Genomic DNA, 23,782 nt, shown 5'->3' with positions numbered 1-23,782 from the left:
GTCGCGCCATGCTGGAGCTGAAGAGCCTCGTCATGCGGTTCGGTGGTGTCACGGCACTGCGTGACGTCAACCTGACCATCAACGAGGGGGAGATCTTCGCTCTCATCGGCCCGAACGGCGCCGGAAAGACCACGGTCTTCAACGTGGTCACCGGCGTCTACCAGCCGACCGAGGGCGAGGTCCGCTTCCTGGACGAGAAGATCAGCGGCGTCAAGCGCTTCAAGATCACCAAGCGGGGCATCGCCCGCACGTTCCAGAACATCCGGCTGTTCCACAACATGACGGCCATCGAGAACGTCATGGTGGGCGCGGACGCGCACCACAGGTCGGGCATGGTCAGCGTGGCGCTGGGGCTTCCCTGGCACCGCCGGGCCGAGAAGGACGGGCACAAGCTCGCGATGGAGCTGCTCGACTTCGTGGGCATCTCGCACCGCGCCCACGAGCACGCCAAGAACCTGCCCTACGGTGACCAGCGTCGTCTGGAGATCGCCCGCGCGCTGGCGACCAACCCGAAGCTGCTGCTGCTGGACGAGCCCGCCGCCGGTATGAACCCGGCGGAGAAGGTGGCCCTGCAGCAGCTGATCCGGGACATCCGCGACGCGGGCCGGACGATTCTGATCATCGAGCACGACATGAGCCTCATCATGGGCATCAGTGACCGCATCGCGGTGCTGGACTTCGGCCAGAAGATCGCCGATGGCCTGCCGGACGAGGTGCGGACCGACCCCCGGGTCGTCGAGGCGTATTTGGGAGCTCCCGCCGATGCTTCTTGAGGTCAAGGACATCCGTGTCCACTACGGCAAGATCGAGGCGCTCAAGGGCATCTCGGTCGAGGTGAACGAGGGCGAGATCGTCACGCTCATCGGGGCGAACGGGGCGGGCAAGACCACGACCCTGAAGACGATCTCGGGCCTGCGCGGCCTGTCGTCGGGGAGCATCATCTTCGACGGCAAGGACATCAGCAAGATGCCCGGCCACAAGCGGGTCCTTGCGGGCCTGGGGCAGGCGCCCGAGGGCCGGGGCGTGTTCCCCGGCATGACGGTGCACGACAACCTGCTCATGGGCGCGTACACCCGGTCGGGTGACTTCAGCGCCGACCTGGCCGAGGTCTACGAGCTGTTCCCCCGCCTGGCGGAGCGCAGGACCCAGATGGGCGGCACGATGTCCGGCGGCGAGCAGCAGATGCTCGCCATCGGCCGCGCGCTGATGGCCAAGCCCAAGGTGCTGCTGCTGGACGAGCCGTCGATGGGCCTGGCGCCGCTGCTGGTGCAGCAGATCTTCGAGATCATCGAGGAGATCAACCGCCGCGGCACCACGGTGCTGCTGGTGGAGCAGAACGCCCAGCAGGCGCTGAAGCTGGCCCACCGCGCCTACGTCCTGGAGACCGGGAAGGTGGTCAAGAGCGCGCCCGCGGACGAGCTGCTCAACGACCCCGCCGTGCAGGCCGCCTACCTGGGCGGCGGCGCGGAGATCGACCTGAAGGCGGAGGCGGCGCAGGCCGTTCCCGCGCCCGCTCCGGCGACCCCCGCTCCCGCTCCGCGGGAGGGGCGGGACTCCGCGAAACCGGAAGAGCTGCCCTGACCCGGTGACCCCCGTCCCCACGGGGTCTCCCCGGATCTCCCCGGGGTCCTCACCGGGCCTTCACTCCCCCCGGGGCCTTTCACGGGCCCGATGGCAGGTGACGGGCCCGTCGCGCGCTCGCGCGGCGGGCCCGTCCACGCCGGTGCGGGGATCTTCCGCAGAGACGGCGTCTCTTCCGCAGAGACGGCGTCGAAAGTCCCGGAGCCGCCCCGAGCGGCGCCGGGCGGAAGCGGCTCAGGGCAGCGGCACCTGCACGCCGTCGGTGCCGCCGGTCACGCCGAGGGGCGGGTCGCCGAACAGCCGGATCGCGGAGACCTTCGCCTCCTTGGGGATGTCGTACCAGAGGTCCAGCTCGATCCTGACCTGGGCGCCGAGCGGGAGCTCGTCGGGCTGCCGCTTGATGGCCTGCGCGAACTTGTCGATCGCGTACGCGGTGCCGTCGGAGGCGATGAGCTTCTGGCGTTCGGCGTCGAAATGGGCGTTGGTGCGGCCGGGGTTCTCCACCAGGATCCGCACGACCACGTACTGCCCCTTGGCCTGCCACTCGGCGTGGCTGCCGAAGAAGCCGCTCAGGCCCTTCTGCAAGCCGACCACCTGGAATCGGGTGTCGCCGTCGGTGACCGGCGCGGACCTGACGGGGATCTCGCCCGGCCGCACCGGGCGCGGCGGGAGCTCGTAGGTCGGGGTGGGCGTGACCGGGGGAGAGGCGGGAGCGGCCGGCTCCGCTCCGGCGCAGCCGGACAGGAGGGCGGCGGCGAGGGCGGCACCGGTGAGCAGGATCAGGGGATCACGCACATCCGGCAACGTAACCGAGGTAGATCCTGAAGTTCAACGGCTCCCCCCGACAGGGGTCCTCGATCCGGCAAGTGCCGGCGCCCGGATCCGCGTGGGGGCAGGGTATTGAACAGAAAACTCCGGACGCGGTTGTTGTCCGAATTGTGTCGTACTGGTGATCTGCATGATTATGCAGGTGATGAAGCATGACCTGCACTGAGGTATCCATACAAGAAGCGACATTGACCGTAAGGAGGCCTTCGTGGGCCTGAGTTTTGTTTCCCGTCGTGCGATGGCGGTGGGCGCCATGGTCGTCGCCGGTGCGCTCGGCCTTTCGGCCTGCGGCGGTGGTGGCGACTCCACCTCCGCCAGCCCGAGCGATGGTGCCTCGGCAAGCGCCCCCGCGGCCGCGGGCGGCCCCAAGCTCGTCACCCCCGGCAAGCTGACCACCTGCACCAACCTCCCCTACGAGCCCTTCCAGTTCAAGGAGGGCGACAAGGTCGTCGGCTTCGACGTCGACATCGTCGACCTGGCCGCCAAGAAGCTCGGCCTGACGCAGGAGATCGTCGACATCGACTTCGCCGTCATCAAGAGCGGCGCGGCGATGGCCACCAACAAGTGTGACGTCGCCGCCGCCGGCATGACGATCACCGAGGAGCGCAAGGCCAACATCGACTTCTCCGAGCCCTACTTCGACGCCACGCAGGCTCTGCTGGCCAAGAAGGGGACCACCGCCAAGACCCTCGACGAGGTGAAGGCGCAGGGCCTCAAGCTCGGCGCCCAGGCCTCCACCACGGGCCTCGACTACGTCAAGGGGAAGGGGCTCGACCCCAAGGAGTTCGCCGACTCTCCCAAGGAACTGCTCGGCCTGCAGTCCGGCCAGGTCGACGTGATCGTCCAGGACCTCCCTGTCGTCCTGACCTGGCTGAAGAAGCCCGAGATCGCCGACAAGTTCGAGCTGGTCGCCAGCCTCGACACCGGCGAGCAGTACGGCGTCGGCCTGAAGAAGGGCTCCGACCCGATCCTGCTCAAGGCGATCAACGACTCGATCGCCGAGGCCAAGGCCGACGGCACCTACGAGCAGATCTTCGTCAAGTGGTTCGGTAAGAAGCCCGGCGAGCTCGGTTAACCGATGACCGACCAGCCAACGACGACCGAGCCCACTCCCGGCGGGGGCGCCCCCGCCGGGAGCGGGCTCAGTCCCCGCAAGAGGCAGCAGATCAGCAGGGGCGTCCAGTACCTCGTACTGGGGGCCGTGGTCGCCTTCCTCGCCCTGCGCATCGAGTGGGGCAAGCTCGGGGAGAACTTCACCAGGCCCGACATCGCCGAGAAGACGCTTCCCGACCTGTTCACGATCGCGCTGAAGAACACGATCATCTACTCGGTCGGCGGTTTCGTCTTCGCCTTCCTGCTCGGTCTGCTGTTCGCGCTGATGCGGCTGTCGTCGGTGCGGCCCTACCGGTGGATCGCGGTCGCCTACATCGAGATCTTCCGGGGCCTGCCCGCCCTGCTGGTCTTCCTGCTCATCCTGTTCCTGCCGCTGGCCATCACCGGCTTCGAGGTGCCCGGCGGCACGTACGGCCAGGGCATCCTGGGCCTGACGATCGTCGGCTCGGCCTACATGGCCGAGACGCTCCGCGCCGGACTCCAGGCGGTGCCCAAGGGACAGATGGAGGCGGCGCGCTCGCTGGGCATGTCGTACTCGCGGGCCATGGTCAGCATCGTCATCCCGCAGGCCGTGCGCATCGTCATCCCGCCGACGACCAACCAGTTCGTGTCCCTTCTCAAGGACTCCTCGCTGGTGCTGTTCCTCGGCGTCTCCGGCGACTACGTCGAGCTCACCAAGTTCGGCAACGACACGGCCTCGACCTATGCCAACGCCACGCCCATCCTGGTCGTAGGTGTGACGTATCTACTGGTCACCATCCCGCTGGGTTACCTCGCGTCCCGGCTGGAGAGGCGACAGGCGAGGGGACGGTGACAGTGACTCCGACGACTTCGGAAGCGACCCCGGCGACCCCGGTGAACCACGCGGTCGAGATCCGTGACCTGCACAAGTACTTCGGGAAGAACGAGGTCCTGCGGGGCATCGACTTCGCCGTCGACCCCGGCCAGGTGGTCTGCGTCATCGGCCCCTCGGGGTCGGGCAAGTCCACGCTGCTGCGCTGCGTGAACCTGCTGGAGCAGCCCACGTCGGGCAAGGTCGTCGTCAACGGCGTGGAGCTGACCCACCGCGACGTCGACATCGACGCCGCCCGCCGCGGTGTCGGGATGGTCTTCCAGCAGTTCAACCTGTTCCCGCACATGACCGTCCTGCAGAACGTGATGATCTCGCAGCGCCGGGTGCTGAAGCGGGGCAAGGCGGAGGCCGAGCGGATCGCCAGGGAGAACCTGGAGAAGGTCGGCATCGGGGAGAAGTGCGACGCCTTCCCCGCCCAGCTCTCCGGCGGGCAGCAGCAGCGCGTGGCCATAGCCAGGGCACTGGCGATGAGCCCGGCGCTGATGCTCTTCGACGAGCCCACCTCGGCGCTCGACCCCGAGCTCGTCGGGGACGTGCTCACGGTCATGCGCAAGCTCGCCGAGGAGGGGATGACCATGCTCGTGGTCACCCACGAGATGGCGTTCGCCCGCGACGTGGCCGACCGGGTCGTGTTCATGGACGGCGGCGTGATCGTGGAGGACGGCAGCCCGGAGCAGGTGATCAGCGCTCCGCAGCACGAGCGCACCAAGACCTTCCTGCGCCGCGTGCTCGACCCGACGCACACCGACATCTGAGTTTCGCCGTGTACGGCCCGCGCCCGCCCGGCGCGGGCCGTACGCGTGCCGGGGGCAGGCGTGTCGCGGCGGGCGGGACGCGTGCCGGGGTACGGGGGGCCGGGAGGCGGGGTAGGTGTGCGGCGAGGGTCCGGGCGGAGCGGGACGCGTGCCGGGACAGGTGCGCGGAGGTCCGCGCGAGGGGCGGGACGCGCGAAGGCCGATGGGAACGACGCGCGAAGGCCGGTGGGAACGGCGAGGGGCGGGAACGGAGCCCGGCCGGCCCGCGGGTCCCGGGGGCCCGGCGATACGTGGCGAGCCCGGGGGAGGCCTTTGGCGCCATACGGAGCTTCCCCGACCCCGTACGTTTTCTACTCGGCCTCCCCACGGGCATCGCCGTCACCCACCGTAGCGGACTCGTTGCTCCAGGTGGGCAAAAAGGCGGTCCGAATATGATCGAGGACGAGATGTGATCAGACGATCGGCATGCGTCACCAGGCGCGACCAGGTGTGACCAGGCGTGACCGGGGGCGCTCGGCGTGCTCAGGCGTCGCGCAGCATGCACGTGAGACGCGAGGTGCACACCCGGCGGCCCTGCTCGTCGACGATCTCGATGTCGTAGGTGGCGAGCGTACGGCCGCCGTGGATCCGGGTGGCCACCCCGGTGACCAGCCCGGACGTGGCCGAGCGGTGGTGGGTGGCGTTGATCTCGACGCCCATGGCGATCCGCCCGGGGCCCGCGTGGATCGCCGCGCCCGTCGAGCCCAGGGTCTCCGCCAGCACGCACGAGGCGCCGCCGTGCAGCAGGCCGTACGGCTGGATGTTGCCCTCGACCGGCATCGTGCCGACCACCCGTTCGGCGGTGGCCTCGGTGATCTCGATGCCCATCCGGTCCACCAGCGTGTTCCTGTGCGATGCGCCGAGCGCCTCTTCGATGCGCCGGGCGGCTTCGTCGCGGTCTGTCACGGTCAAGGGGGCGTCTCCTGTAGTACGAGGTCAGGTTTTCTGTCGCACCAGGAGACTAGGCTTTCGGTGTGCCGAAGAGCGAAGCGACCCCCACTCGTCCGTGTCTCCTGCTGCTGGATGGGCATTCACTGGCCTATCGGGCGTTCTATGCCCTGCCGGAGGAGAATTTCTCCACCACCACGGGCCAGACGACCAACGCGGTCTACGGTTTCACCTCGATGCTGGTCAACGTGCTCCGCGACGAGCGGCCGACCCACGTGGCGGTCTGCTTCGACCGCTCCGAGCCGACGTTCCGCCACGAGGAGTACGCCGACTACAAGGCGAACCGGAGCGCGAGCCCCGACAGTTTCCGCAGCCAGATGAGCCTGATCCACGAGGTGCTCGACGCGTTGCGCGTGCCGCACCTGTCGCTGGCCGGATACGAGGCCGACGACCTGATCGCCACCCTCGCCACCCGCGCCGCCGAGCAGGACATGAACGTGCTGGTCGTCACCGGCGACCGCGACGCGCTGCAGCTCGTCGACGAGCGGGTCACCGTGCTGATGACCCGGGTCGGCATCAGCAACATGACCCGGTTCACCCCCGAGGCCGTGCTGGAGAAGTACGAGCTCACCCCGGCCCAGTATCCCGACTTCGCGGCCATCCGCGGCGACTCCAGCGACAACCTGAAGAACATCCCCGGCGTGGGCGAGAAGACCGCCGCCAAGTGGATCCGCGAGTTCGGCTCGCTGGAGGAGCTGGTCAACCGCGTCGACGAGGTCAAGGGCAAGGTCGGCGACAAGCTCCGCGACCACCTCGACCAGGTGCTGATGAACCGGCGGCTCACCCAGCTGATCCGCGACGTGCCGCTGGAGCGCGAGGTCACCGCCCTGCAGATCGGCGCGCCCGACCGCGAGGAGATCGACAAGATCCTCGACACGCTGGAGTTCCGCGGCGAGATCCGCGACCGGCTGTTCAAGACGATCGGCTCGGCCGAGACGGAGGCGGAGGAGGGCTTCGACGTCGAGGCCGTCACCCTGGGCCCCGACGAGGTGGGCCCCTGGCTGCGCGCGCTGCCCGAGGGCCGCGCGGGCCTGGCCTTCAAGGGCGCGTACGGCAGCGGCACCGGCCGCGTCGACAGCATCGCCGTCGCGGCGGCCGGGGCGGGAGCCGGCGCGGAGGCGGGGAGGGCGGCGAAGGGCGGCCCCGGCGCCGCGTTCATCGACCCGACCACGCTCACCGAGGCCGACGAGGCGGCCCTGCGCGAGTGGCTGGCCGACGCCTCGAAGCCCAAGGCCGTGCACGACGCCAAGGGCCCGATGCTCGCGCTGTGGGCGCAGGGCATGGAGCTGCGCGGCCTCACCTGCGACACCGCGCTCGCCGCCTACCTCGCGATGCCGGGGCAGCGCTCGTTCCCGCTGGAGGACCTCGTACGGGTCTACCTGAGGCGCGAGCTGCGCAGCGAGGCCGACAACGGCGGCCAGGCCAGCCTCTTCGACGACCAGGACGCCGACGGCGCCCGCGACCTCGCCCTGCGGGCGCTGGCGGTCGGCGAGCTCGCCGACGCGCTGGAGGCGTTCCTGGAGCCGCTGGGCGGCACCCACCTCATGCGCGACGTGGAGCTGCCGCTCGTCACCGTGCTGGCCGAGCTGGAGCGGGCCGGCATCGCCGCCGACCGGGAGCATCTCAGCGGCCTGGAGGCCGAGTTCGGCGCCGCGGTGAAGCAGGCCGTCGAGGCGGCGCACGCCTCCGTGGGCGGCGAGCAGTTCAACCTGGGCTCGCCCAAGCAGCTCCAGGAGATCCTGTTCACCAGGCTCAACCTGCCCAAGACGAAGAAGACCAAGACGGGTTACACCACCGACGCCTCCGCGCTGGCCTGGCTCGCCGCCCAGACCGAGCACGAGCTGCCGACGATCATGCTGCGCCACCGCGACCAGGCCAAGCTGAAGGTCACGGTCGAGGGCCTGATCAAGGAGATCGCCGACGACGGCCGCATCCACACCACGTTCAACCAGATCGTGGCGGTCACCGGGCGGCTCAGCTCGGAGAAGCCCAACCTGCAGAACATCCCGATCCGCACCGCCGAGGGCCGCCGCATCCGGCAGGGCTTCGTGGTCGGCAAGGGCTTCGAGACCCTGCTGACCGCCGACTACAGCCAGATCGAGCTGCGCGTCATGGCCCACCTGTCCGGGGACGAGGCGCTGATCGCCTCCTTCGAGTCCGGGCACGACTTCCACATGGCCACCGCGGCCCGGGTCTTCGACGTCGAGCCGGAGAAGGTCACCGGGGAGATGCGGGCCAAGATCAAGGCGATGAACTACGGCCTCGCCTACGGATTGTCCGACTTCGGGCTGTCGGAGCAGCTCAATATCGCGGTCTCCGAGGCGCGGGCGCTCAAGGAGGAGTACTTCGAGGAGTTCGGCGGCGTCCGCGACTTCCTCAACGCGATCGTCGCGCAGGCCAGGAACGACGGCTACACCGAGACCATCCTCGGCCGCCGCCGCTACCTGCCCGACCTCAACAGCGACAACCGCCAGCGCCGCGAGATCGCCGAGCGGATGGCGCTCAACGCGCCCATCCAGGGGTCCGCGGCCGACATCATCAAGGTCGCCATGCTCAACGTGCAGAGCGCGCTGAAGGAGGCGTCGCTCGGCTCCCGGATGCTGCTGCAGGTCCACGACGAGCTCGTGTTCGAGGTGGCGCCCGGCGAGCTGGAGACCCTGCGGGAGCTGGTCACCGACCGGATGAACGCCGCGTACTCCCTGCGCGTCCCGCTGGCCGTCTCGGTGGGCGTCGGCCGCACCTGGGAGGACGCCGGGCACTGACGATCCCTTCCAGGAGGGGTTCCCGGGAGGGCCGCGACCGGTTCCGGGATGTCGGACTTCGTTGATTGGCCGGGCCTGTCCGAGTCTGTTCTAGGCTGGTGATCCAAGCCGAGAAGCTCGACGGGCGCGGGAGTTCTGTGCGGAGTCCAATCCCCCTGACGAAGATCATTTTACTGGCCAACGTGCTGGTCGTCGTGGTGGCGGTGGTGGTGCTCCTGGTGCTCCCGCCGTCCTCCGCGCCACCCGGCGCCGCCCGGCCGGGCACGGCGAGCAGCCCGTCGCCGCCGCCGTCCGCGCCCCCCTCGCCGGCGCCCGACCTGCCCTCGGCCGAGCTGCCGCCGCCGATCACCGCCTCGGAGGAGTTCGCCCGGCAGGTGAAGGCCAACGAGGCCGGAGCGGTCCCGATCCTGATGTACCACCGGATCACCCGCAAGAGGCTGGCCTCCATCGACCGCACCCCCGCCCAGGTGCGCAAGGAGCTGGAACGGCTCGCCAGGGACGGCTACGTGCCGGTCACCGCGCGGGAGTTCGCCCTCGGGAGGATGGACATCCCGGCGGGCAAGCACCCGGTCGTGCTGACCTTCGACGACGGCCACCCCAGCCATTTCGCCCTCAACGCGGACGGCACCCCGGCCAAGGACACCGCGGTCGGCATCATCTACCAGGTGGCGGTGAAATACCCCGGATTCCGGCCCGTCGCCACCTTCTGGGTCAACCGGGACCCGTTCGGCCTGCGCGAGCGGAAGGACCAGGAGCGGGCCGTGCGGTGGCTGGCCTCGCGGGGCTTCGAGGTGGCCAACCACACCTGGGGCCACCCCCACCTGCCGAGCCTGACCAAGAAGAAGATCGCCGAGCAGCTCGTCAAGGTCGAGCGGCTGCTGAAGAGGCTCGGCGCTCCTCCCTCGGAGACGCTGGCGCTGCCGTTCGGCGCGATGCCCCGCAAAAGATCTACCGTGCAGAAGGGGAAATGGGGCGGAGTGTCCTACCGGTTCAAAGGCGTCTTCCTGGCCGGTGCCGAGCCGTCGGTCTCGCCGTTCGTCAAGGACTACGACTGGCGCGCGATCCAGCGGATCCAGAGCAACGGCAGGAAGGGGGAGTGCCGCAAGTGGTGCTCCGAGTACTGGCTCGGATGGCTGGACAAGCATCCCCGCGAGCGCTATACGGCCGACGGCGACCCCGATCGGATCTCCATCCCTCGCGGGCTTCGAGGTAATATCAGGGCGGACCGGAGGCAGAAGATCAACGCCTATTAAGCGAGATCGTTATCCTTTCGGCACGCGGGCGCGTAGAGTCGTTGGATTGACCATACCCGTCTGGTCTCATATGCTGATCGCTGCGTTGTGGGCTCGCGCGCGTCTCGGACGGAGTGGGCTCGCGCTCGATCACGCCGATGAATTCTTCGGCTGACGGTAAGAGGCCTGCCGCGCGTTCGCCACATCGACATCTGTCCGCGTTCGGAGCAACTCCACACATGACGAGCAGCACTGAGGCCACCTCGAGCACCCCGCAGGTAGCGGTCAACGACATCGGCTCCGAGGAAGAGTTCCTCGCAGCGATCGACCTGACCATCAAGTACTTCAACGACGGCGACATCGTCGAGGGCACCGTCGTCAAGGTCGATCGAGACGAAGTTTTGCTCGACATCGGCTACAAGACCGAGGGTGTCATCCCCTCGCGCGAGCTCTCGATCAAGCACGATGTCGACCCGGCGGATGTCGTCGAGGTTGGCGAGCACGTCGAGGCCCTCGTCCTCCAGAAGGAGGACAAGGAAGGCCGCCTGATCCTGTCCAAGAAGCGCGCTCAGTACGAGCGGGCCTGGGGCACGATCGAGAAGATCAAGGACGAGGACGGCATCGTCACCGGCACGGTCATCGAGGTCGTCAAGGGTGGACTCATCCTCGACATCGGCCTGCGCGGCTTCCTGCCGGCGTCCCTGGTCGAGATGCGGCGCGTCCGCGACCTCCAGCCGTACGTGGGCCGCGAGCTCGAAGCGAAGATCATCGAGCTCGACAAGAACCGCAACAACGTGGTTCTGTCCCGCCGCGCCTGGCTCGAGCAGACCCAGTCCGAGGTTCGCCAGACGTTCCTCAACACCCTGCAGAAGGGTCAGGTCCGCAAGGGCGTCGTCTCCTCGATCGTCAACTTCGGTGCGTTCGTCGACCTCGGCGGCGTCGACGGTCTGGTCCACGTCTCCGAGCTCTCCTGGAAGCACATCGACCACCCCTCCGAGGTCGTCGAGGTCGGCCAGGAGGTCACCGTCGAGGTGCTCGACGTCGACATGGAGCGCGAGCGCGTCTCCCTGTCGCTCAAGGCGACGCAGGAAGACCCCTGGCAGCAGTTCGCCCGCACCCACCAGATCGGTCAGGTCGTCCCGGGTCGCGTCACCAAGCTGGTGCCGTTCGGTGCGTTCGTCCGCGTCGAGGAGGGCATCGAGGGCCTGGTCCACATCTCCGAGCTGGCCGAGCGCCACGTCGAGATCCCCGAGCAGGTCGTTCAGGTCGGCGACGAGATCTTCGTGAAGATCATCGACATCGACCTCGAGCGCCGCCGGATCTCGCTGTCGCTCAAGCAGGCGAACGAGGGTGCGATCGGCGCCGACGTCGAGTTCGACCCCACGCTGTACGGCATGGCGGCGACCTACGACGACTCGGGCAACTACATCTACCCCGAGGGCTTCGACTCCGAGACCGGCGAGTGGCTCGAAGGCTTCGACAAGCAGCGCGAGGAGTGGGAGCGGCAGTACGCCGAGGCTCAGACCCGCTTCGAGGCTCACAAGAAGCAGGTCGAGGAGGCCCGCAAGGCCGAGGCCGAGGCGGGCGAGGCCGCCCCCACGTCCTACTCCGGCGAGACCCCGTCCTCGGGTTCCACCGGCGCCTCCAGCAGCAGCAGCAGCGGCTCCTCCGCTCCGGCGGCGGGCGCGCTGGCCTCCGACGAGGCTCTCGCGGCTCTGCGCGAGAAGCTCGCGGGCGGCCAGAACTGACGGTGCCGACGGCGCCGAGCTGACAACGCGGTAGAAGATCGAAGGAAGGGCCCCGCTCCGGCGGGGCCCTTTCCGCGTTCCCGGGGCCCTCCTCCATGGACTCCGGGCCCGGAACCCGTGGAGTTCCCGGGACCTCTGAGACGGCTTCCGATGGAACCGCTCTGCCCCCGGCCTCCCGCCCGGCCGCTAGGGTGACGCCGTGATCGTGATCGAGGTGGCGGAGCCCGAGGACGCGGGCGAGATCCTGACCGTGCAGCGCGCCGCCTACGTGGGCGAGGCCCAGCTCTACGGCGACCCGTTCATCCCGCCGCTCGTGGAGTCGGCCGCCCAGGTCCGCAAGGCCGTCGAGACGGCCACCGTGCTCGTCGCCCGCGACGGGGCGAGGATCGTGGGATCGGTCCGCGGCCGGATGTCCGGCACGACCTGCCTGGTCGGCCGCCTGGTGGTCGCCCCCGACCGGCAGGGCGAGGGCATCGGCGGATCCCTGCTGGCGGCCCTGCACGACGAGGCCGCCACGGCACTCGCCTTCGACCTGTTCACCGGCCACCTGTCGGAGGGCAACCTGCGCCTCTACCGCCGCCACGGCTACCGCGAGACCCGCAGGGAGCCGATGAGCGACCACCTCACCCTGGTGCACCTGCGCAGGGAGCTGTAGAAGCCCCAGGGGGTGTTCGCACACGTCGTCCGGTGCCGAGTGAAGGCGGCGGCCGGAAGGGCGGCAGCGTGGCCTCCGGCGCCGCGGGGGCGACTTCCGCCGGCCTGCCGGAGTGCGCCACCGGGCGAGCCCGGTGCCGGCCGCCCCGGAGCACGGCCCGTACGGCGTATGCTGCGGATCATGTTGAAGGTGGGGCTTACCGGCGGCATCGGGTCGGGCAAGAGCGAGGTCTCCCGTCGGCTGGGCGCCCGTGGCGCCGTGGTCATCGACGCCGACAAGATCGCCAGAGAGGTGGTCGAGCCGGGAACCCCCGGGCTGGCGCGCGTGACCGGGGTCTTCGGCACGGGTGTCCTGCACGAGGACGGCTCGCTCAACCGGGAGAAACTCGGCTCGATCGTCTTCGCCGACTCCGAGAAACTCGCCTCCCTCAACGCCATCGTCCACCCGCTCGTCGGCGCGAGGGTCGGCGAGCTGCAGGAACAGGCGCCTCCCGGCAGCATCGTGATCTACGACGTGCCGCTGCTGGCGGAGAACAAGCTCGCCCCCATGTACGAGGTGGTGATCGTCGTCGACGCCGCCGACGAGGTGCGCGTCGCCCGGCTGGTCGAGCTGCGCGGCATGAGCGAGCAGGACGCCAGGGCCAGGCTCGCCGCCCAGGCGACCCGCGAGGAGCGGCTGGAGATCGCCGACATCGTCGTCCCGAACGAGGGGACCCTGGAGGAGCTGGAGGCCCGGATGGACGGCATCTGGGCCGACCTGACGGCCCGCGCCGGCGTCTGAGCGGGACGGCGTCCGGGGGGCTCGGGGCTCGCCTGAGTGCGACGGCCGGTTACGCCCGCGCCGGCGTCTGAGCGGGATGGCGTTCAGGGGATCGGCGTGCGTGCTGTTCGTCGCCGCGATCCTGCCGGAGCCGCCGATCCAGTTCGCCGCGCTGGGCGGAGCGGCCCTGCTGGTCGCCGCCTCCGCCTGGCGCGACCACTCGAAGCTCATCCTCGCGTTCTTTCCTTGGCAACTGCTCGGCTTCGTCGTCGGCCTGTTCCTGGTGGTGTCCACCTTGAACCGTTAGGTACGGTCCGGCCTCGGGGATGAGCTCCCTCATCGAGTCCTCCGGAGGCCAGGAAGGCGACGGCGCCTACCGTGTCGCGGCCGTCGGTGCGGTGCTGTCCAACTTGATCAACAATCTGCCTGCCTGCACGGTCGTGGAGCAGGCCATCCACCCGGGCGACCGAAACCTGCTGTTCGCCCTGTTCATCGGCGCCACCGCGGGCTCGGTGATCACCCTGTACTACATTCGCAGATCTTGAATGTGTAGATTTTGGGTAATCTCCGTCCCGGACGGATGGTTGTGGGCCGATGGTCGGCGCGTGACTTCCTTCCTTTCCTGCGATCAGGTCGTGTCCTGGGATACAGAACTGACAGCGCTGGTCACGCGGATCACCGGCCCGCTGTTCGCCCGGCCCGAACCCCGGCAGGCTTTCGCCGACCTGGTACGCGCCCTGCTGGCCGACGTACCGCGCAAGAACTCCTGGCAGCTGGCCGACCACATCGGGCACGCCAACGCCCACCGGTTCGAGCACCTGCTGGACCGCGCGAAATGGGACACTGCGGCCTGACCTGCCAGGTGGAGAACTGCCAGGTCATGCCCATGCTTACCTATGCCTCGGACGCCGGGCACGCGAGCGCCGCTCGTGCGGGAACGGCAGCAAGGGCGCGCGCGTCTACGACTGGAGCGCGGTGGCCGTGGTCGTGGCGGAGCGGGCGCCCACGCCCGGGTACGCGCACACGCCGCTGATCCGCCGCTCGATCGCGGCCCCGTCGGAAGTGGAGTTCTTCCTGGCCCACGCCCCGGCCGGCACCGCCGTTACCGAGGTGATCGACGCGGCCGGGATGCGCTGGAAGATCGAGGAGAACAACGAGACCGGCAAAGACCTGCTCGGTCTGACCGAGTACCAGGTCCGCAAATGGGACGGCTGGTACCGCCATGTCAGCACGGCCATGCTCGCGCCGGCGTTCTTGGCCGTCATGCGCGCCATCCTGCCCGCCGACGCTGATGAGGCCGCTGACAAGGGGAAAGACCGTCCGCTCCTGGAGGCGTCACCACGCTGAGGCTCCTGCGACGGTCTCTGGCCGAGATCCGTCGTGTTCTGGCCCGGTTGTTCATCCCCGCGGCCAATGCCATCGATCACGTCCTGGCCTGGTCGGACTTCCGACGGCTTCACCAGATGCGTGCCCTGATCGGTCACTATCGGAGGCGCGGTGACCCACTCCCAGCGGACCTACGAATGTAGTACGGGCCTGTGGGGTTCCTACTGTCGCGGACGGCGATGGCTTCCGGCAACCAGCTTTTTGGAGCTGTGAGGATCGGCCACTTATAGGGTTGGCCCGCGTTACGGCGATCGACAGGAGACACACTTGCGAGGATCTGTGGAAGAAAGCCGCCACGAAGCGAAGGCGCGGAAAGAGGGCTCCCGGTATGGTTCCTCTGGAAGGCTGGCGGTAATGGCCGTGGCTTTGGCCCTCGTGATGCCCGGGTGCGTTGCGACTGACCGTGCCCCTGACCTTTCGATGCGGCCTCGGCTTGTCTGGTTGAATGCGTTCGCGGTCGCCAACCCGGACTTCAGGGTTATTCACGAACGGCAGGTGAAGGGAGAGGGGGAAAGTAGCGAAGCAGTTCAGATGCTGGTGGAACCCAGATGGCCGTCGCCCTCGTTCAGTGAACAGTACGCGCGATATCAGCTTGAGATCACACGTACATCATCGGGTAAATTTGATACTCCTCGACTGTACCCATGGCGGATGACCGAAATTCTCCGAAGGTTCTGGCGTGAGGGGAGCGAGACCGATTCCGAGGACGCCGCCTCCCTGCTAAAGGGTTTGGACGGCGCGGCTGTACGGGTCTCAGCGGTGGTGGAGCTTGTGCAGCCGATGTCGGAGGCCGACGTCAAGAAGATCTGGCCTTACCAGATAGATGTGGCCCTGCTGTCACCCGCCGGACCGGGAAATCCCCTATCCTGGGATCAGTCTGGTTACTGCTCTTCCAGGGGATTCGACACGTGCAAGTCCGATGTCAAGGATTCATTGATGTCCGAATTTCAGCATTGGGTTTCATTCCTAGAGGCCGATGATGAGGTCGCCCTGGGCGCCTTTGGCCTCAGCCTCGGAGAGCTTCAAAGAAGATCCCAAGAAGGTCGATACTACGGGTTCATTCTGAACGCCTATCCCAGTAGGATACGTTCGATCGTCGGTGACGAAAAGATTCGCTCTATCCAGGTCGCAGACGTCTCAATGGCCGGGTTGTGATAACGGCATGGTAGGTTTGAATCATGTGTCCGATGGCCGTGGTGTGAAGATCAACGATAGGGAAACGTAAGCCCTGAGCATCCCTTGACGTCGACTTTCCGCATCCTCGTCGAAGGGATCGGTAAACGGTTGTGAAGAGTTTTCGGCCGATCCCTCTGATAGCTGTTGGGACGGCGGCCGCCGTCTTGATTGCTCTTTTTTCCGGACGTGTGTTCGGGCCATGGAAGGAATACTCAAACAACGATAGGGCTCGTCTGGTCGTCGTCAATGCGTTCGCTGTCAGTCACCCGGGCTATTACGTTTCCTTCGAGGATATCAGGGACGGGGATGTGGATATTTGGCCTGATGGAGGCTCTGTTTCGATGGACCTAAGCCCGCGATCTCCCCATGTGAACAGCACAGTTCAGGGCCACGGGTTCAGGGCGCGTTTGGAGCTTCTTCCGTCGGGAGAGCTGGACTTTCCGTGGCTTTTGGAAACAGGTGCCACCAATGCTCTTGACGCCCTTGGTGAGGGGGCCCAGAGCGATGTGGAGTCCGCCGCGGCCACGCTCAGCGGCATAGAGGGGCCAGTTGTGGTGACGGCTCTTGTGTGGTTGGCGCGTCCGCTGAGTGAGGATGTCGCACGGAGGTCATGGAGCAATGGATTCGACACCGTTTTCCTGAGTCCGCTGGACGCCGAGACCTCTCCCGTCTCGTGGTCGCCCTCCGCGTGCGCCTGGAGAGGCATCGGCGACTGCGACGCGGAGATGATGCGGTCCCCTGTACGGCAGTTCCAGCGTTGGGTCTCCCTGCTCGAAGAGAACGACGCGCCTGCCTTGAAACAACTAAAGCTCGATCTGCAGGAGGTGCGGACCCGTGCCCAGGAGGGGCTTGTGCACGGATACTTCGCAACGGGGCGCCCCGAGGAGCTGGCAAAACTGTCGAAGGACCGCGGCATCCGGCAGATGCAGATCGTTGATGTTGCCCTTATCCCCTGAACTCCAGCCCGCAGACCCTGGTTTCTCCACGTTCCGCTGCGGCGAGAACGTGGGCGGACTGCTGGTTGAACTCGCGGGCCGTGGCTTCCCTGCGCCTATGGTGCTACTCATGACTGCATCTGGCTGAGTCTGCTGGTCAGTCGAAGTGACCTGACCTCACCGTGCTGAGGAAGGTGTGCCACTCGCCCGGGGTGAGGACGAGGGCCGGGCCCGCAGGGTTCTTGCTGTCGCGGATGGCGACGGCCCCTGGGAGGTTTCCGGCGACCTCGACGCAGTTTCCGCCGCTCCCGCCGCTGAGGGAGCTCTTCTTCCAGATGGCCCTGGAGAGATCGGGGCCGGTCAGGTCTGCTGCTTCCATTGGTCCCTCGCTTCTTTGATCATCTCTAGCGACTGGCCGGGACGATGCGCCTCTGCTCGGATCCTGTCATATCTGTCCCAGACGACGCCTACCAGTTTGTGTTCCGCTGAGACTTCGCCTTCTCCCGCTGACTCCACGGAGACGGCGGTTGGCGCGTCCGCCAGCTGGGCGAGCACGAATCCGGACATCATGCCGGCCGTGCAGGCGGCGTCGTGCGGAACGATCTGCACCGTCACGTTCTGGCGACCGGCGACGGTCGCGAGTTGGTCGAGTTGCTCGCACATGACCTCGGGACCTCCGACGGGGCGGCGGAGCACCCACTCGTCGAGAAGTGCCCACAGCACGGGCGGATTGTCCTTCTTGAGGATGAGTTGCCGTCGCATGCGGGCGCCGACCTGCTCTTGGACATCCTCCTCCGAGCCCGCCAAGTCGCCACGGAAGACGGCTCGCGCGTAGTTCTCCGTCTGGAGCAGGCCGGAGATCAACAGCGGGTCCCAGCTTCGCAGCACGCGCGCCCGGGGCTCGATCTCGTCGGACCATCTGAGGAACCAGGCTGGCCCGGTGGGGGCGGTGATGTTGCGGCAGAGGTGGGTGAAGAGGTCGTCCGTCTTGAAGAACCTGTCGCAGTCGGCGGCCAGCTTGGTGCCGGGCCTCCGGTTGCCGGTCTCGATGTGCCCGATGAACGACGACGAGACGCCCAGATGACTTCCCAGCCGGGCCTGCGACAGGCCCGCCTCCCTGCGGGCTCGCCCCAGCTCCCGGCCGAAGCGCTGAGCCGGTGTCAGGCGTGGGTCGAGGTCGTTTCCCATGTTCACCTCTCAATCGTCGCGATGACGTCGGCCGTCAAATGAACGACAAACGCCTACAGCTTGTGTGGCTTTTCGTCGTCAATTCGTCGGCCGATCTGTTCTGCAACGGCAGCATAACTGTGTGCACTCTATGGGCCAAGACTTTATCCGGGCGATGCGAGGGAACTAAAAGGACAATTCGTCTGGTTAATGGAGCCATTGGAGGCGGGGGTGAGAAGGCTCTTTTCGAGTTCGGTCGCGGTTCTTCGCGTACGGACGGTGCGGCAGGCGAGCCGAATTGCGATCCTCGGTCTTCGAATGCCCGACAAAGCTTCCGAGTGCGCCGGTGCGCGTCTGGCGAATTCAACCCGGTCCCCGGAAAACAAAACCGTGAGCGTTCGGGTTTTGACCGGCCCGGGTCCCTGCGAGCGGGGACCAGGCCGGTGGGCAGGGCAGCGGGGCGAGGGAGTCCGGGAGCGGGTTACGAGACCTTGGAGGAGGGAGCGGTCCAGGTCTTGCAGGAGCGAGGATCTGAGGTGGAGTAGCCCCGCTTGGTCCAGTAGGCGACGTTGGCGCTCTTGCCGAAGTAACGATCCTTGCCCTTGGGGGCGTCGGCATCGGCCTTGGCAAGGTCCAGCAGGCGCCGGGCGTCCTTGGCGGGGTAGCCGAGGGCGTGCCACACGCCCTTCGCGGTGATCCCGCCCAGACAGTTCGCCTGAAGGCTGTAGCGGCGGAGCTGCTCCTGGATCTCCTTGTCGTCGTCGGCGTGCAGGGCGTTGTAGCCCTCCCTGATGTCGACCAGGTGCTGCACGTACTCGCCGTAGACGGAGCTCAGCTCCACGAGGATCGGAAGGTCGTCGGATGCCTTGATCCAGTCGGGACGGATGTGTACGGAGATGTACCTTCCAAAGCAGTTGACGGCCTCCGACCTTGCGGGGTCCATCTTGGCCCCGAAGCAGTAGCGTTCGGAGTTCTTCTTCAGGGCGGTCCCCTTCATCTCCAGACTGGGCGGCACGGACGACAGGTCGGCCTCCTTCAGGTACGGGAGCCAGGCGTCGTTCATGCAGTCGACGAGTGCTTTGACGTGCTTCTTGACCGAGGCGAGGCTCTTGCCCTTGGCGGGTCTGTCGGCGCACCCCGCGGCGGGGAGCTTGCCGGCGGTGTAGAGGGAGTTGCCGGTCAGGAGCGGGGCGTCCTCGACCGGATATGCGAGGGCGGCGGCCGTACCGGGGAAGAGCAGGACGGAGGCGACGGCCGTCGCCATGATCACGCGGATTTTCATGGTCATGGACATTAGGGCATATGTCTAATGTTCGTTCGGTCATCTAATTCATTTGCCCGTGGACCAGGGGGGAAGAAATGATCGAGCATGGCGATGACACCGGAACTGCTCGCCTACTACGAGCAGGACAAGGAAGACGGCAGGCTCCGTGCCGGCCGCGGGCGGCTGGAGTTCTGGCGGACGCAGGACGTGCTGCGCAGGGCGCTGCCTCCGGCTCCGTCCAGGGTTCTGGACGTGGGCGGCGGCACCGGGGTGCACGCGGAGTGGCTGGCCGCGGACGGGCATCGGGTCGAGCTCATCGACCTCATGCCGTCGCACGTGGAGCGAGCGGCGCGGCTGCCCGGGGTCACCGCGCGACAGGGTGACGCCAGGCGACTGCCGGTGCCCGACGAGAGCGTGGACGCGGTGCTGCTCCTGGGCCCCCTCTACCACCTCGCCGACCGCGCCGACCGGGTCCGCGCGCTGGCCGAGGCGGTACGGGTGGTGCGGCCCGGCGGCATGGTGGCCGCCGCGACCATCAACCGCTACGCGGCCGTGCACGACATGGTCTACCAGGGGACCTACCTGAGGGAAGGCCCGCGGGAGGCGGCACGCGCGGCCCTGGCAGACGGGGTCCTGTTCGGTCCGGGCGACGGGTTCACCGCCTACATGCACGACCCCGACGACGTCCCGGCCGAGTTCGCCGACGCGGGACTTCCCGATGTCGTCCGCTACGGCCTGGAGGGAGCCTTCTGGCTGTACGGCGACGTCGACGACTGGCTCGACGACCCCGAGCGCCGCGCTCTCATGCTCGACGCCCAGCGCCGCCTGGAGTCGGTCCCCTCCCTGCTGGGCGTCAGCGGCCACGTGCTCACCCTCGCCCGCAAGACACCCTGATCCCGGTTGACGATCACTGTTCTACTCGCGACGACACCGTCGCCCCGATGGAGATGCCTTGTCGATTCAGATTGTCCCGCTGGCCGATCCCCGCCCGGGCGCGTCCAGCCGCCGCCTGGTGTGGCTGGCCGCCGACGGCGACGGGGTCCCGGTGGGATCGGCGTTCCTGCGCCTGTTCGAACGGGAGGGCCAGGACCATCTGGCCGAGCTGGAGCTGAACGTGCACCCGGCCGAGCGGCGCGCGGGTGTCGGCTCCGAGCTGCTGGCGCGGGCGGTGGCGGGTGCCGGGGCGGAGGGACGGCGCTGCGTGCTCGCCCAGGCCGACGCCGGTGCGCCGGGTGACCACTTCCTGGCGGCCAGGGGGTTCAGGAAGGTGCTCACCCTGACGTACGCCAGGCTCGCGCTGGCCGACGCCACCGTGGACACCGCCGCGTCGGCCCACGCCGCCGTGGACACGGTCGCGGGCAGCACGCCCGCCGGGTACCGGCTGCGTTCCTGGGACGGGACGGTGCCGGACGAGCTGGCCGAGACCTTCACCGCCTCCCGCCGGGCGATGGACGACATGCCGATGGACGACACCGACTACGGGGTCGTGGTCTGGGACGTCGAGCGGGTCAGGGCGGCGGCCAGGGCCATCGAGGACCGTGGCGAGTCGCTCCACACGGTCGTCGCCGTCGACGAGTCCGACGGCTCGATCGCCGGGTTCACCGAGCTGGTCGTCCCCGGTGACGGCAAGGGCGACGGGCAGCACTACGGCACGGGGGTGCTGCCGGAACACCGCGGCCACGGCCTGGCCAGGTGGATGAAGGCCGAGGCCATCCGGCAGGCCCGCGAACGCTACCCGGACCTGGGCGGCCTGCTGGCGGACACGGCCGACGGCAACACCCGCATGCGGGCCGTCAACGACTCGCTCGGCTACCGGCCCACCCACAGGACGTTCCAGTACCAGCTGGATCTGTGAGGCCCCGCAACACGGCGGCGGCTCGGTCAGGGGCGGCAGGACGCCGGTCGGGCGACCACGGAGCGTCCTGCCGCCGGTGACGGCTCAGCCGACGACGCGGAACCGGATGCTCGTCGCGTGCGGCACGTGATTCAGGGCGACGCGTTCCAGCCTGACGTTGGTCCCGCCCGGATGGCTGAACAGCCGGACGCCGTCGCCCAGCATGACGGGCGCGACGAACACGAGGATCTCGTCGAGCACGCCCGCCTCGAGGCACTGCCGGGCGACGTCGGCGCCGAGGATGTTGACGTACTTCTCACCCGCGGCGGCCTTGGCCGCGGCGACGCCGCTGTCGAGGTCGTCGACGAAGGTGACACCCGGTACGGGCGTGTCCGGGATGTGGTGGGTGAGCACGAACTGCGGCCCGGTCCACGCTCCGCCGAACGGCTTCTCCTCCTTGTCGGTGCCCCGGTGGGGGTCGTCGCCGCGGAAGGTGCGGTTGCCGACGAGAAGCGCGCCGATCTCGCCGACGAGCTCGTCCACCGCCGGGTCGGGGCCGAGGTGCTCGGTCAGCCAGGACATGTCACCGCCCGGACCGGCGATGAAACCGTCCAGTGACATGGTGACCGAATACAGCGTCTTGCCCATGAGGTGCCTCCGTCGGGATCGATCGTGGTCGACCCGTTCTGAGACGGCGGATCGCGCGAGAACTCATCGGTCTGTGGAGGACAACGTCGTGGGGAGGGCGAACGCCGGGAACAGGCTCAGATCGTGGAAGGCGACGACCTCCGCGATCCGGTCGTCCTCGATCCGCAGCACGCCGATCCCGAAGGCGCTGTGAACGGGCTCGCCGGGGCGCCGTACGTAGGCCGCCGCGGCCGGCTGCCGGTTGGCCCGGACGGGCAGCATCCGGAACCGGCCCACGTAGTCGGGCGAACCGGCGTCCCAGCTCTCCGCCAGCGTCGCCACGACCGCGTCGCGGCCCCGGAACCACATGGGCCACGGCGGCATCTCCGCCCGTACGTCCTCGGCCAGCAGGTCGGCGACGGCGGCGAGGTCGGCGCGTTCCATCGCGTCCATGTAGCGCCGCAGCACCGCCCGCTCCCGCTCGGTGGGCTCCGCCGACGGCGCCCAGTCCAGGCGGCGTTCGGGCAGGTGTTCCCTCAGCGTCGCACGGGCCCGCTGCAACGCGCTGTTCACCGACGCCACGCTGCCCTCCAGCAGCGACGCGGTCTGCTTGGCGGGCCAGCCGAGCACGTCGCTCAGGATCAGCGCCGCCCGCTGCCGGGGCGGCAGGTGCTGGAGCGCGGCCAGGAACGCGAGCTCGATCGTCTCCCTGGTGACGGCCAGGGAGTCCGGCTCGGTCTCGCTCGGCGCGACCGGTTCCCACAGCCGGTCGGGGAACGGTTGCAGCCACGCGATGTCGGCGGGGGGCGGCAGCGCGGCACCCGGATCCGACGGCCCTGACAGGTGGCGGGGGAGCACCCGGTGCGCCCGGCCGTCGAGGGCGTCGAGGCACGCGTTCGTCGCGATCCGGTACAGCCAGGCCCGGAACGACGAGCGCCCCTCGAAACCGCCGAGGTGCTTCCACGCGCGCAGGAACGTCTCCTGCGTCAGGTCCTCCGCCTCGTCGAACGAGCCCAGCATCCGGTAGCAGTGCACCCGCAGCTCACCCCGATGGCGCTCGACGAGCGCCGCGAACGCGGGTTCGTCACCCGCCCGCGCGGCCGCCACCGTCGCGTCGCCGTCGCCCACGCCCACCCGACCGCCCTCCGCCCGTACTCCGGCCACCGGCCGGCCTTTGCCGGGAACCCTACGACAGACATGGCGGAGGTGCGGCCCGGCGCTCCTCACGCGCCGCGCGAGCGGCGAAACGCGCTGCGTGAACGGCGAAACGGGTGTGCCCCGGCGACCAGGGCACACCCGTCACTCACGAGAGGAAGGCTAGAACCAGCCGCGCTTCTGGGCCATGGCCTGCAGGCCGCCGCGCAGCGACTGCTCCACCTGGCCCGGGTGGTCGTCGTAGCGGACGGTGAAGCGGCTGTAGGTGTCGTGGCTGGAACCGAAGCTGCCGCGCTTGTCGGCCTCCAGGATGATGTCCATCGCCTGGGGGCCGGCGATGAAGGTCAGCTCCAGCTCGTTGAAGTGCCGGCGGTACTCGTGGCCCGCGTAGTACTCGATCTCCTGGAAGAACGGCATCTGCGAGCCGCGCAGGGTGCCCCGCTCCAGGTCGGCCTTCTTGAAGCGGAAGCCGAGGTTGTCCAGCGCGCCGAGGACGTGGTCCTGGGCGGGCAGCGGGTTGACGAACAGCGCGTCGAGGTCGCCCTTGTCGAGCGCGCCCGCCAGGGCGAGCTCGGTGGAGACGCCGAGCTGCATGCCGCGCAGCGGGTGGCCGCCGATGGCGCTGATCGGGGTCTCCCAGGGGACCTGGATCTCGAAGGGGGCCGACTGCGGGGCGCCCGCGGCGAGGTGGAAGGGTCCGGTGATCTGCTGGCGCAGGAAGCTGTACGTCGACTTGTACTCGTTGTCGCCGCTCTCGACCTCGACGACGGCGGTGAAGTCGATGAAGATGCCCTCCACCTTGTAGTCGGAGCCGCCGCCGCGGAAGTTGACCTGTCCGCGCAGGACCTCGCCGGGCCGCACCTGCGAGTTCTGCAGCACGGTGTCGACCTCGACACCGGCGCCGAACGCGGCCATCAACTTACGGAACACCATCTAGGACTCCCAGGGGTTGGAGATTGTTCTCA

Annotated in this window: 26 protein-coding genes; 18 read left to right on the top strand and 8 right to left on the bottom strand. The window is 68.3% G+C overall.

Translation table 11 applies throughout. The features are described 5' to 3' along the window. Positions 1–8: 8 nt before the first annotated feature. Entirely contained in the window at positions 9–773 is a 765-nt protein-coding gene (locus AB0F88_RS01450) for an ABC transporter ATP-binding protein (RefSeq protein ID WP_362677897.1), read from the top strand. Beyond that, on the top strand, positions 763–1,581 hold the full coding sequence (locus AB0F88_RS01445; protein WP_362676151.1) for an ABC transporter ATP-binding protein: 819 nt from the start codon (positions 763–765) through the stop codon (positions 1,579–1,581). The genes AB0F88_RS01450 and AB0F88_RS01445 overlap by 11 nt, the downstream gene beginning before the upstream one ends. Before the next feature lie 234 nt (positions 1,582–1,815). Here AB0F88_RS01445 and AB0F88_RS01440 read toward each other — a convergent pair whose 3' ends face one another. Next, positions 1,816–2,376 carry a DUF4352 domain-containing protein gene (locus AB0F88_RS01440; protein ID WP_362676149.1) on the bottom strand — a complete coding sequence of 187 codons (561 nt, stop codon included), beginning with the start codon at positions 2,374–2,376 and terminating at the stop codon, positions 1,816–1,818. Positions 2,377–2,617: 241 nt separating this feature from the next. Here AB0F88_RS01440 and AB0F88_RS01435 point away from each other — a divergent pair, with 241 nt between their 5' ends. The 3 genes from AB0F88_RS01435 to AB0F88_RS01425 are packed head-to-tail and all read left to right on the top strand — an operon-like array spanning position 2,618 to position 5,130. Beyond that, the gene (locus tag AB0F88_RS01435) at positions 2,618–3,484 is read left to right on the top strand and encodes an ABC transporter substrate-binding protein (protein WP_362676147.1); all 867 of its coding nucleotides are present in this window, start codon (positions 2,618–2,620) and stop codon (positions 3,482–3,484) included. A 3-nt stretch (positions 3,485–3,487) separates the two neighbouring features. After that, complete coding sequence (locus AB0F88_RS01430; protein ID WP_362676145.1) at positions 3,488–4,336, top strand: amino acid ABC transporter permease; 849 nt, start codon at positions 3,488–3,490, stop codon at positions 4,334–4,336. 41 nt (positions 4,337–4,377) lie between these two features. Then, positions 4,378–5,130, top strand: coding sequence for an amino acid ABC transporter ATP-binding protein (locus AB0F88_RS01425; protein ID WP_362677895.1), 753 nt, complete (start codon positions 4,378–4,380; stop codon positions 5,128–5,130). A 522-nt stretch (positions 5,131–5,652) separates the two neighbouring features. On the opposite strand, the gene AB0F88_RS01420 is transcribed toward AB0F88_RS01425, so the two are convergent. Further along, entirely contained in the window at positions 5,653–5,997 is a 345-nt protein-coding gene (locus AB0F88_RS01420; protein ID WP_362677893.1) for a hotdog fold thioesterase, read from the bottom strand. A 146-nt stretch (positions 5,998–6,143) separates the two neighbouring features. On the opposite strand from AB0F88_RS01420, the gene polA reads away from it, so the two are divergent. From polA to AB0F88_RS01365, 11 genes are all read left to right on the top strand, one after another. Beyond that, positions 6,144–8,879: a DNA polymerase I gene (gene polA / locus AB0F88_RS01415; protein ID WP_362676143.1), complete on the top strand. Its 2,736-nt coding sequence runs from the start codon at positions 6,144–6,146 to the stop codon at positions 8,877–8,879. 137 nt (positions 8,880–9,016) lie between these two features. Next, positions 9,017–10,132 (top strand): polysaccharide deacetylase family protein, encoded by a 1,116-nt coding sequence (locus AB0F88_RS01410; protein ID WP_362676141.1) that lies wholly within the window; start codon positions 9,017–9,019, stop codon positions 10,130–10,132. Positions 10,133–10,350: 218 nt separating this feature from the next. Further along, positions 10,351–11,859 (top strand): 30S ribosomal protein S1, encoded by a 1,509-nt coding sequence (gene rpsA, locus AB0F88_RS01405; RefSeq protein WP_350967247.1) that lies wholly within the window; start codon positions 10,351–10,353, stop codon positions 11,857–11,859. Positions 11,860–12,058: 199 nt separating this feature from the next. Further along, a complete protein-coding gene (locus AB0F88_RS01400) occupies positions 12,059–12,514 on the top strand; it encodes a GNAT family N-acetyltransferase (RefSeq protein WP_362676138.1) in 456 nt (151 codons plus the stop codon). A gap of 180 nt (positions 12,515–12,694) precedes the next feature. Continuing rightward, positions 12,695–13,294, top strand: coding sequence for a dephospho-CoA kinase (gene coaE / locus AB0F88_RS01395; RefSeq protein ID WP_362676136.1), 600 nt, complete (start codon positions 12,695–12,697; stop codon positions 13,292–13,294). Between the two features lie 76 nt (positions 13,295–13,370). Next, entirely contained in the window at positions 13,371–13,580 is a 210-nt protein-coding gene (locus AB0F88_RS01390) for a hypothetical protein (protein WP_362676134.1), read from the top strand. Positions 13,581–13,599: 19 nt separating this feature from the next. Continuing rightward, on the top strand, positions 13,600–13,818 hold the full coding sequence (locus AB0F88_RS01385; protein WP_362676132.1) for a hypothetical protein: 219 nt from the start codon (positions 13,600–13,602) through the stop codon (positions 13,816–13,818). A gap of 90 nt (positions 13,819–13,908) precedes the next feature. Continuing rightward, positions 13,909–14,127 carry a hypothetical protein gene (locus AB0F88_RS01380; protein ID WP_362676130.1) on the top strand — a complete coding sequence of 73 codons (219 nt, stop codon included), beginning with the start codon at positions 13,909–13,911 and terminating at the stop codon, positions 14,125–14,127. A 121-nt stretch (positions 14,128–14,248) separates the two neighbouring features. After that, complete coding sequence (locus AB0F88_RS01375; RefSeq protein WP_362676128.1) at positions 14,249–14,620, top strand: hypothetical protein; 372 nt, start codon at positions 14,249–14,251, stop codon at positions 14,618–14,620. A gap of 318 nt (positions 14,621–14,938) precedes the next feature. Further along, entirely contained in the window at positions 14,939–15,814 is an 876-nt protein-coding gene (locus AB0F88_RS01370) for a hypothetical protein (protein WP_362676126.1), read from the top strand. A gap of 131 nt (positions 15,815–15,945) precedes the next feature. Then, on the top strand, positions 15,946–16,791 hold the full coding sequence (locus AB0F88_RS01365; RefSeq protein ID WP_362676124.1) for a hypothetical protein: 846 nt from the start codon (positions 15,946–15,948) through the stop codon (positions 16,789–16,791). Positions 16,792–16,927: 136 nt separating this feature from the next. On the opposite strand, the gene AB0F88_RS01360 is transcribed toward AB0F88_RS01365, so the two are convergent. The 3 genes from AB0F88_RS01360 to AB0F88_RS01350 all read right to left on the bottom strand — a co-directional run bounded on the left by AB0F88_RS01360 (position 16,928) and on the right by AB0F88_RS01350 (position 19,225). Next, positions 16,928–17,149, bottom strand: coding sequence for a DUF397 domain-containing protein (locus AB0F88_RS01360; RefSeq protein ID WP_362676122.1), 222 nt, complete (start codon positions 17,147–17,149; stop codon positions 16,928–16,930). Beyond that, positions 17,131–17,958, bottom strand: coding sequence for a helix-turn-helix transcriptional regulator (locus tag AB0F88_RS01355; protein ID WP_362677891.1), 828 nt, complete (start codon positions 17,956–17,958; stop codon positions 17,131–17,133). Before AB0F88_RS01355 ends, AB0F88_RS01360 begins: the two co-directional genes overlap by 19 nt. Positions 17,959–18,418: 460 nt before the next feature. Continuing rightward, positions 18,419–19,225 carry a hypothetical protein gene (locus AB0F88_RS01350; protein ID WP_362676120.1) on the bottom strand — a complete coding sequence of 269 codons (807 nt, stop codon included), beginning with the start codon at positions 19,223–19,225 and terminating at the stop codon, positions 18,419–18,421. An 81-nt stretch (positions 19,226–19,306) separates the two neighbouring features. On the opposite strand from AB0F88_RS01350, the gene AB0F88_RS01345 reads away from it, so the two are divergent. After that, positions 19,307–20,095, top strand: coding sequence for a class I SAM-dependent methyltransferase (locus AB0F88_RS01345; protein ID WP_362676118.1), 789 nt, complete (start codon positions 19,307–19,309; stop codon positions 20,093–20,095). A 58-nt stretch (positions 20,096–20,153) separates the two neighbouring features. Next, on the top strand, positions 20,154–21,056 hold the full coding sequence (locus AB0F88_RS01340; protein ID WP_362676116.1) for a GNAT family N-acetyltransferase: 903 nt from the start codon (positions 20,154–20,156) through the stop codon (positions 21,054–21,056). A gap of 84 nt (positions 21,057–21,140) precedes the next feature. Here AB0F88_RS01340 and AB0F88_RS01335 read toward each other — a convergent pair whose 3' ends face one another. The 3 genes from AB0F88_RS01335 to AB0F88_RS01325 all read right to left on the bottom strand — a co-directional run bounded on the left by AB0F88_RS01335 (position 21,141) and on the right by AB0F88_RS01325 (position 23,750). Then, positions 21,141–21,683 (bottom strand): dihydrofolate reductase family protein, encoded by a 543-nt coding sequence (locus AB0F88_RS01335; protein ID WP_362676114.1) that lies wholly within the window; start codon positions 21,681–21,683, stop codon positions 21,141–21,143. A gap of 63 nt (positions 21,684–21,746) precedes the next feature. Further along, the gene (locus AB0F88_RS01330) at positions 21,747–22,796 is read right to left on the bottom strand and encodes a sigma-70 family RNA polymerase sigma factor (protein ID WP_362676112.1); all 1,050 of its coding nucleotides are present in this window, start codon (positions 22,794–22,796) and stop codon (positions 21,747–21,749) included. A gap of 183 nt (positions 22,797–22,979) precedes the next feature. Then, positions 22,980–23,750 (bottom strand): sporulation protein, encoded by a 771-nt coding sequence (locus AB0F88_RS01325; RefSeq protein ID WP_362676110.1) that lies wholly within the window; start codon positions 23,748–23,750, stop codon positions 22,980–22,982. Positions 23,751–23,782 lie beyond the last annotated feature (32 nt).

The organism is Streptosporangium sp. NPDC023963, assembly GCF_040639135.1.
In the GTDB taxonomy this organism is placed as follows: domain Bacteria; phylum Actinomycetota; class Actinomycetes; order Streptosporangiales; family Streptosporangiaceae; genus Streptosporangium.
Note: the sequence above shows the minus strand (reverse complement) of the source record. Positions and strands in the feature narration are given on the sequence as shown.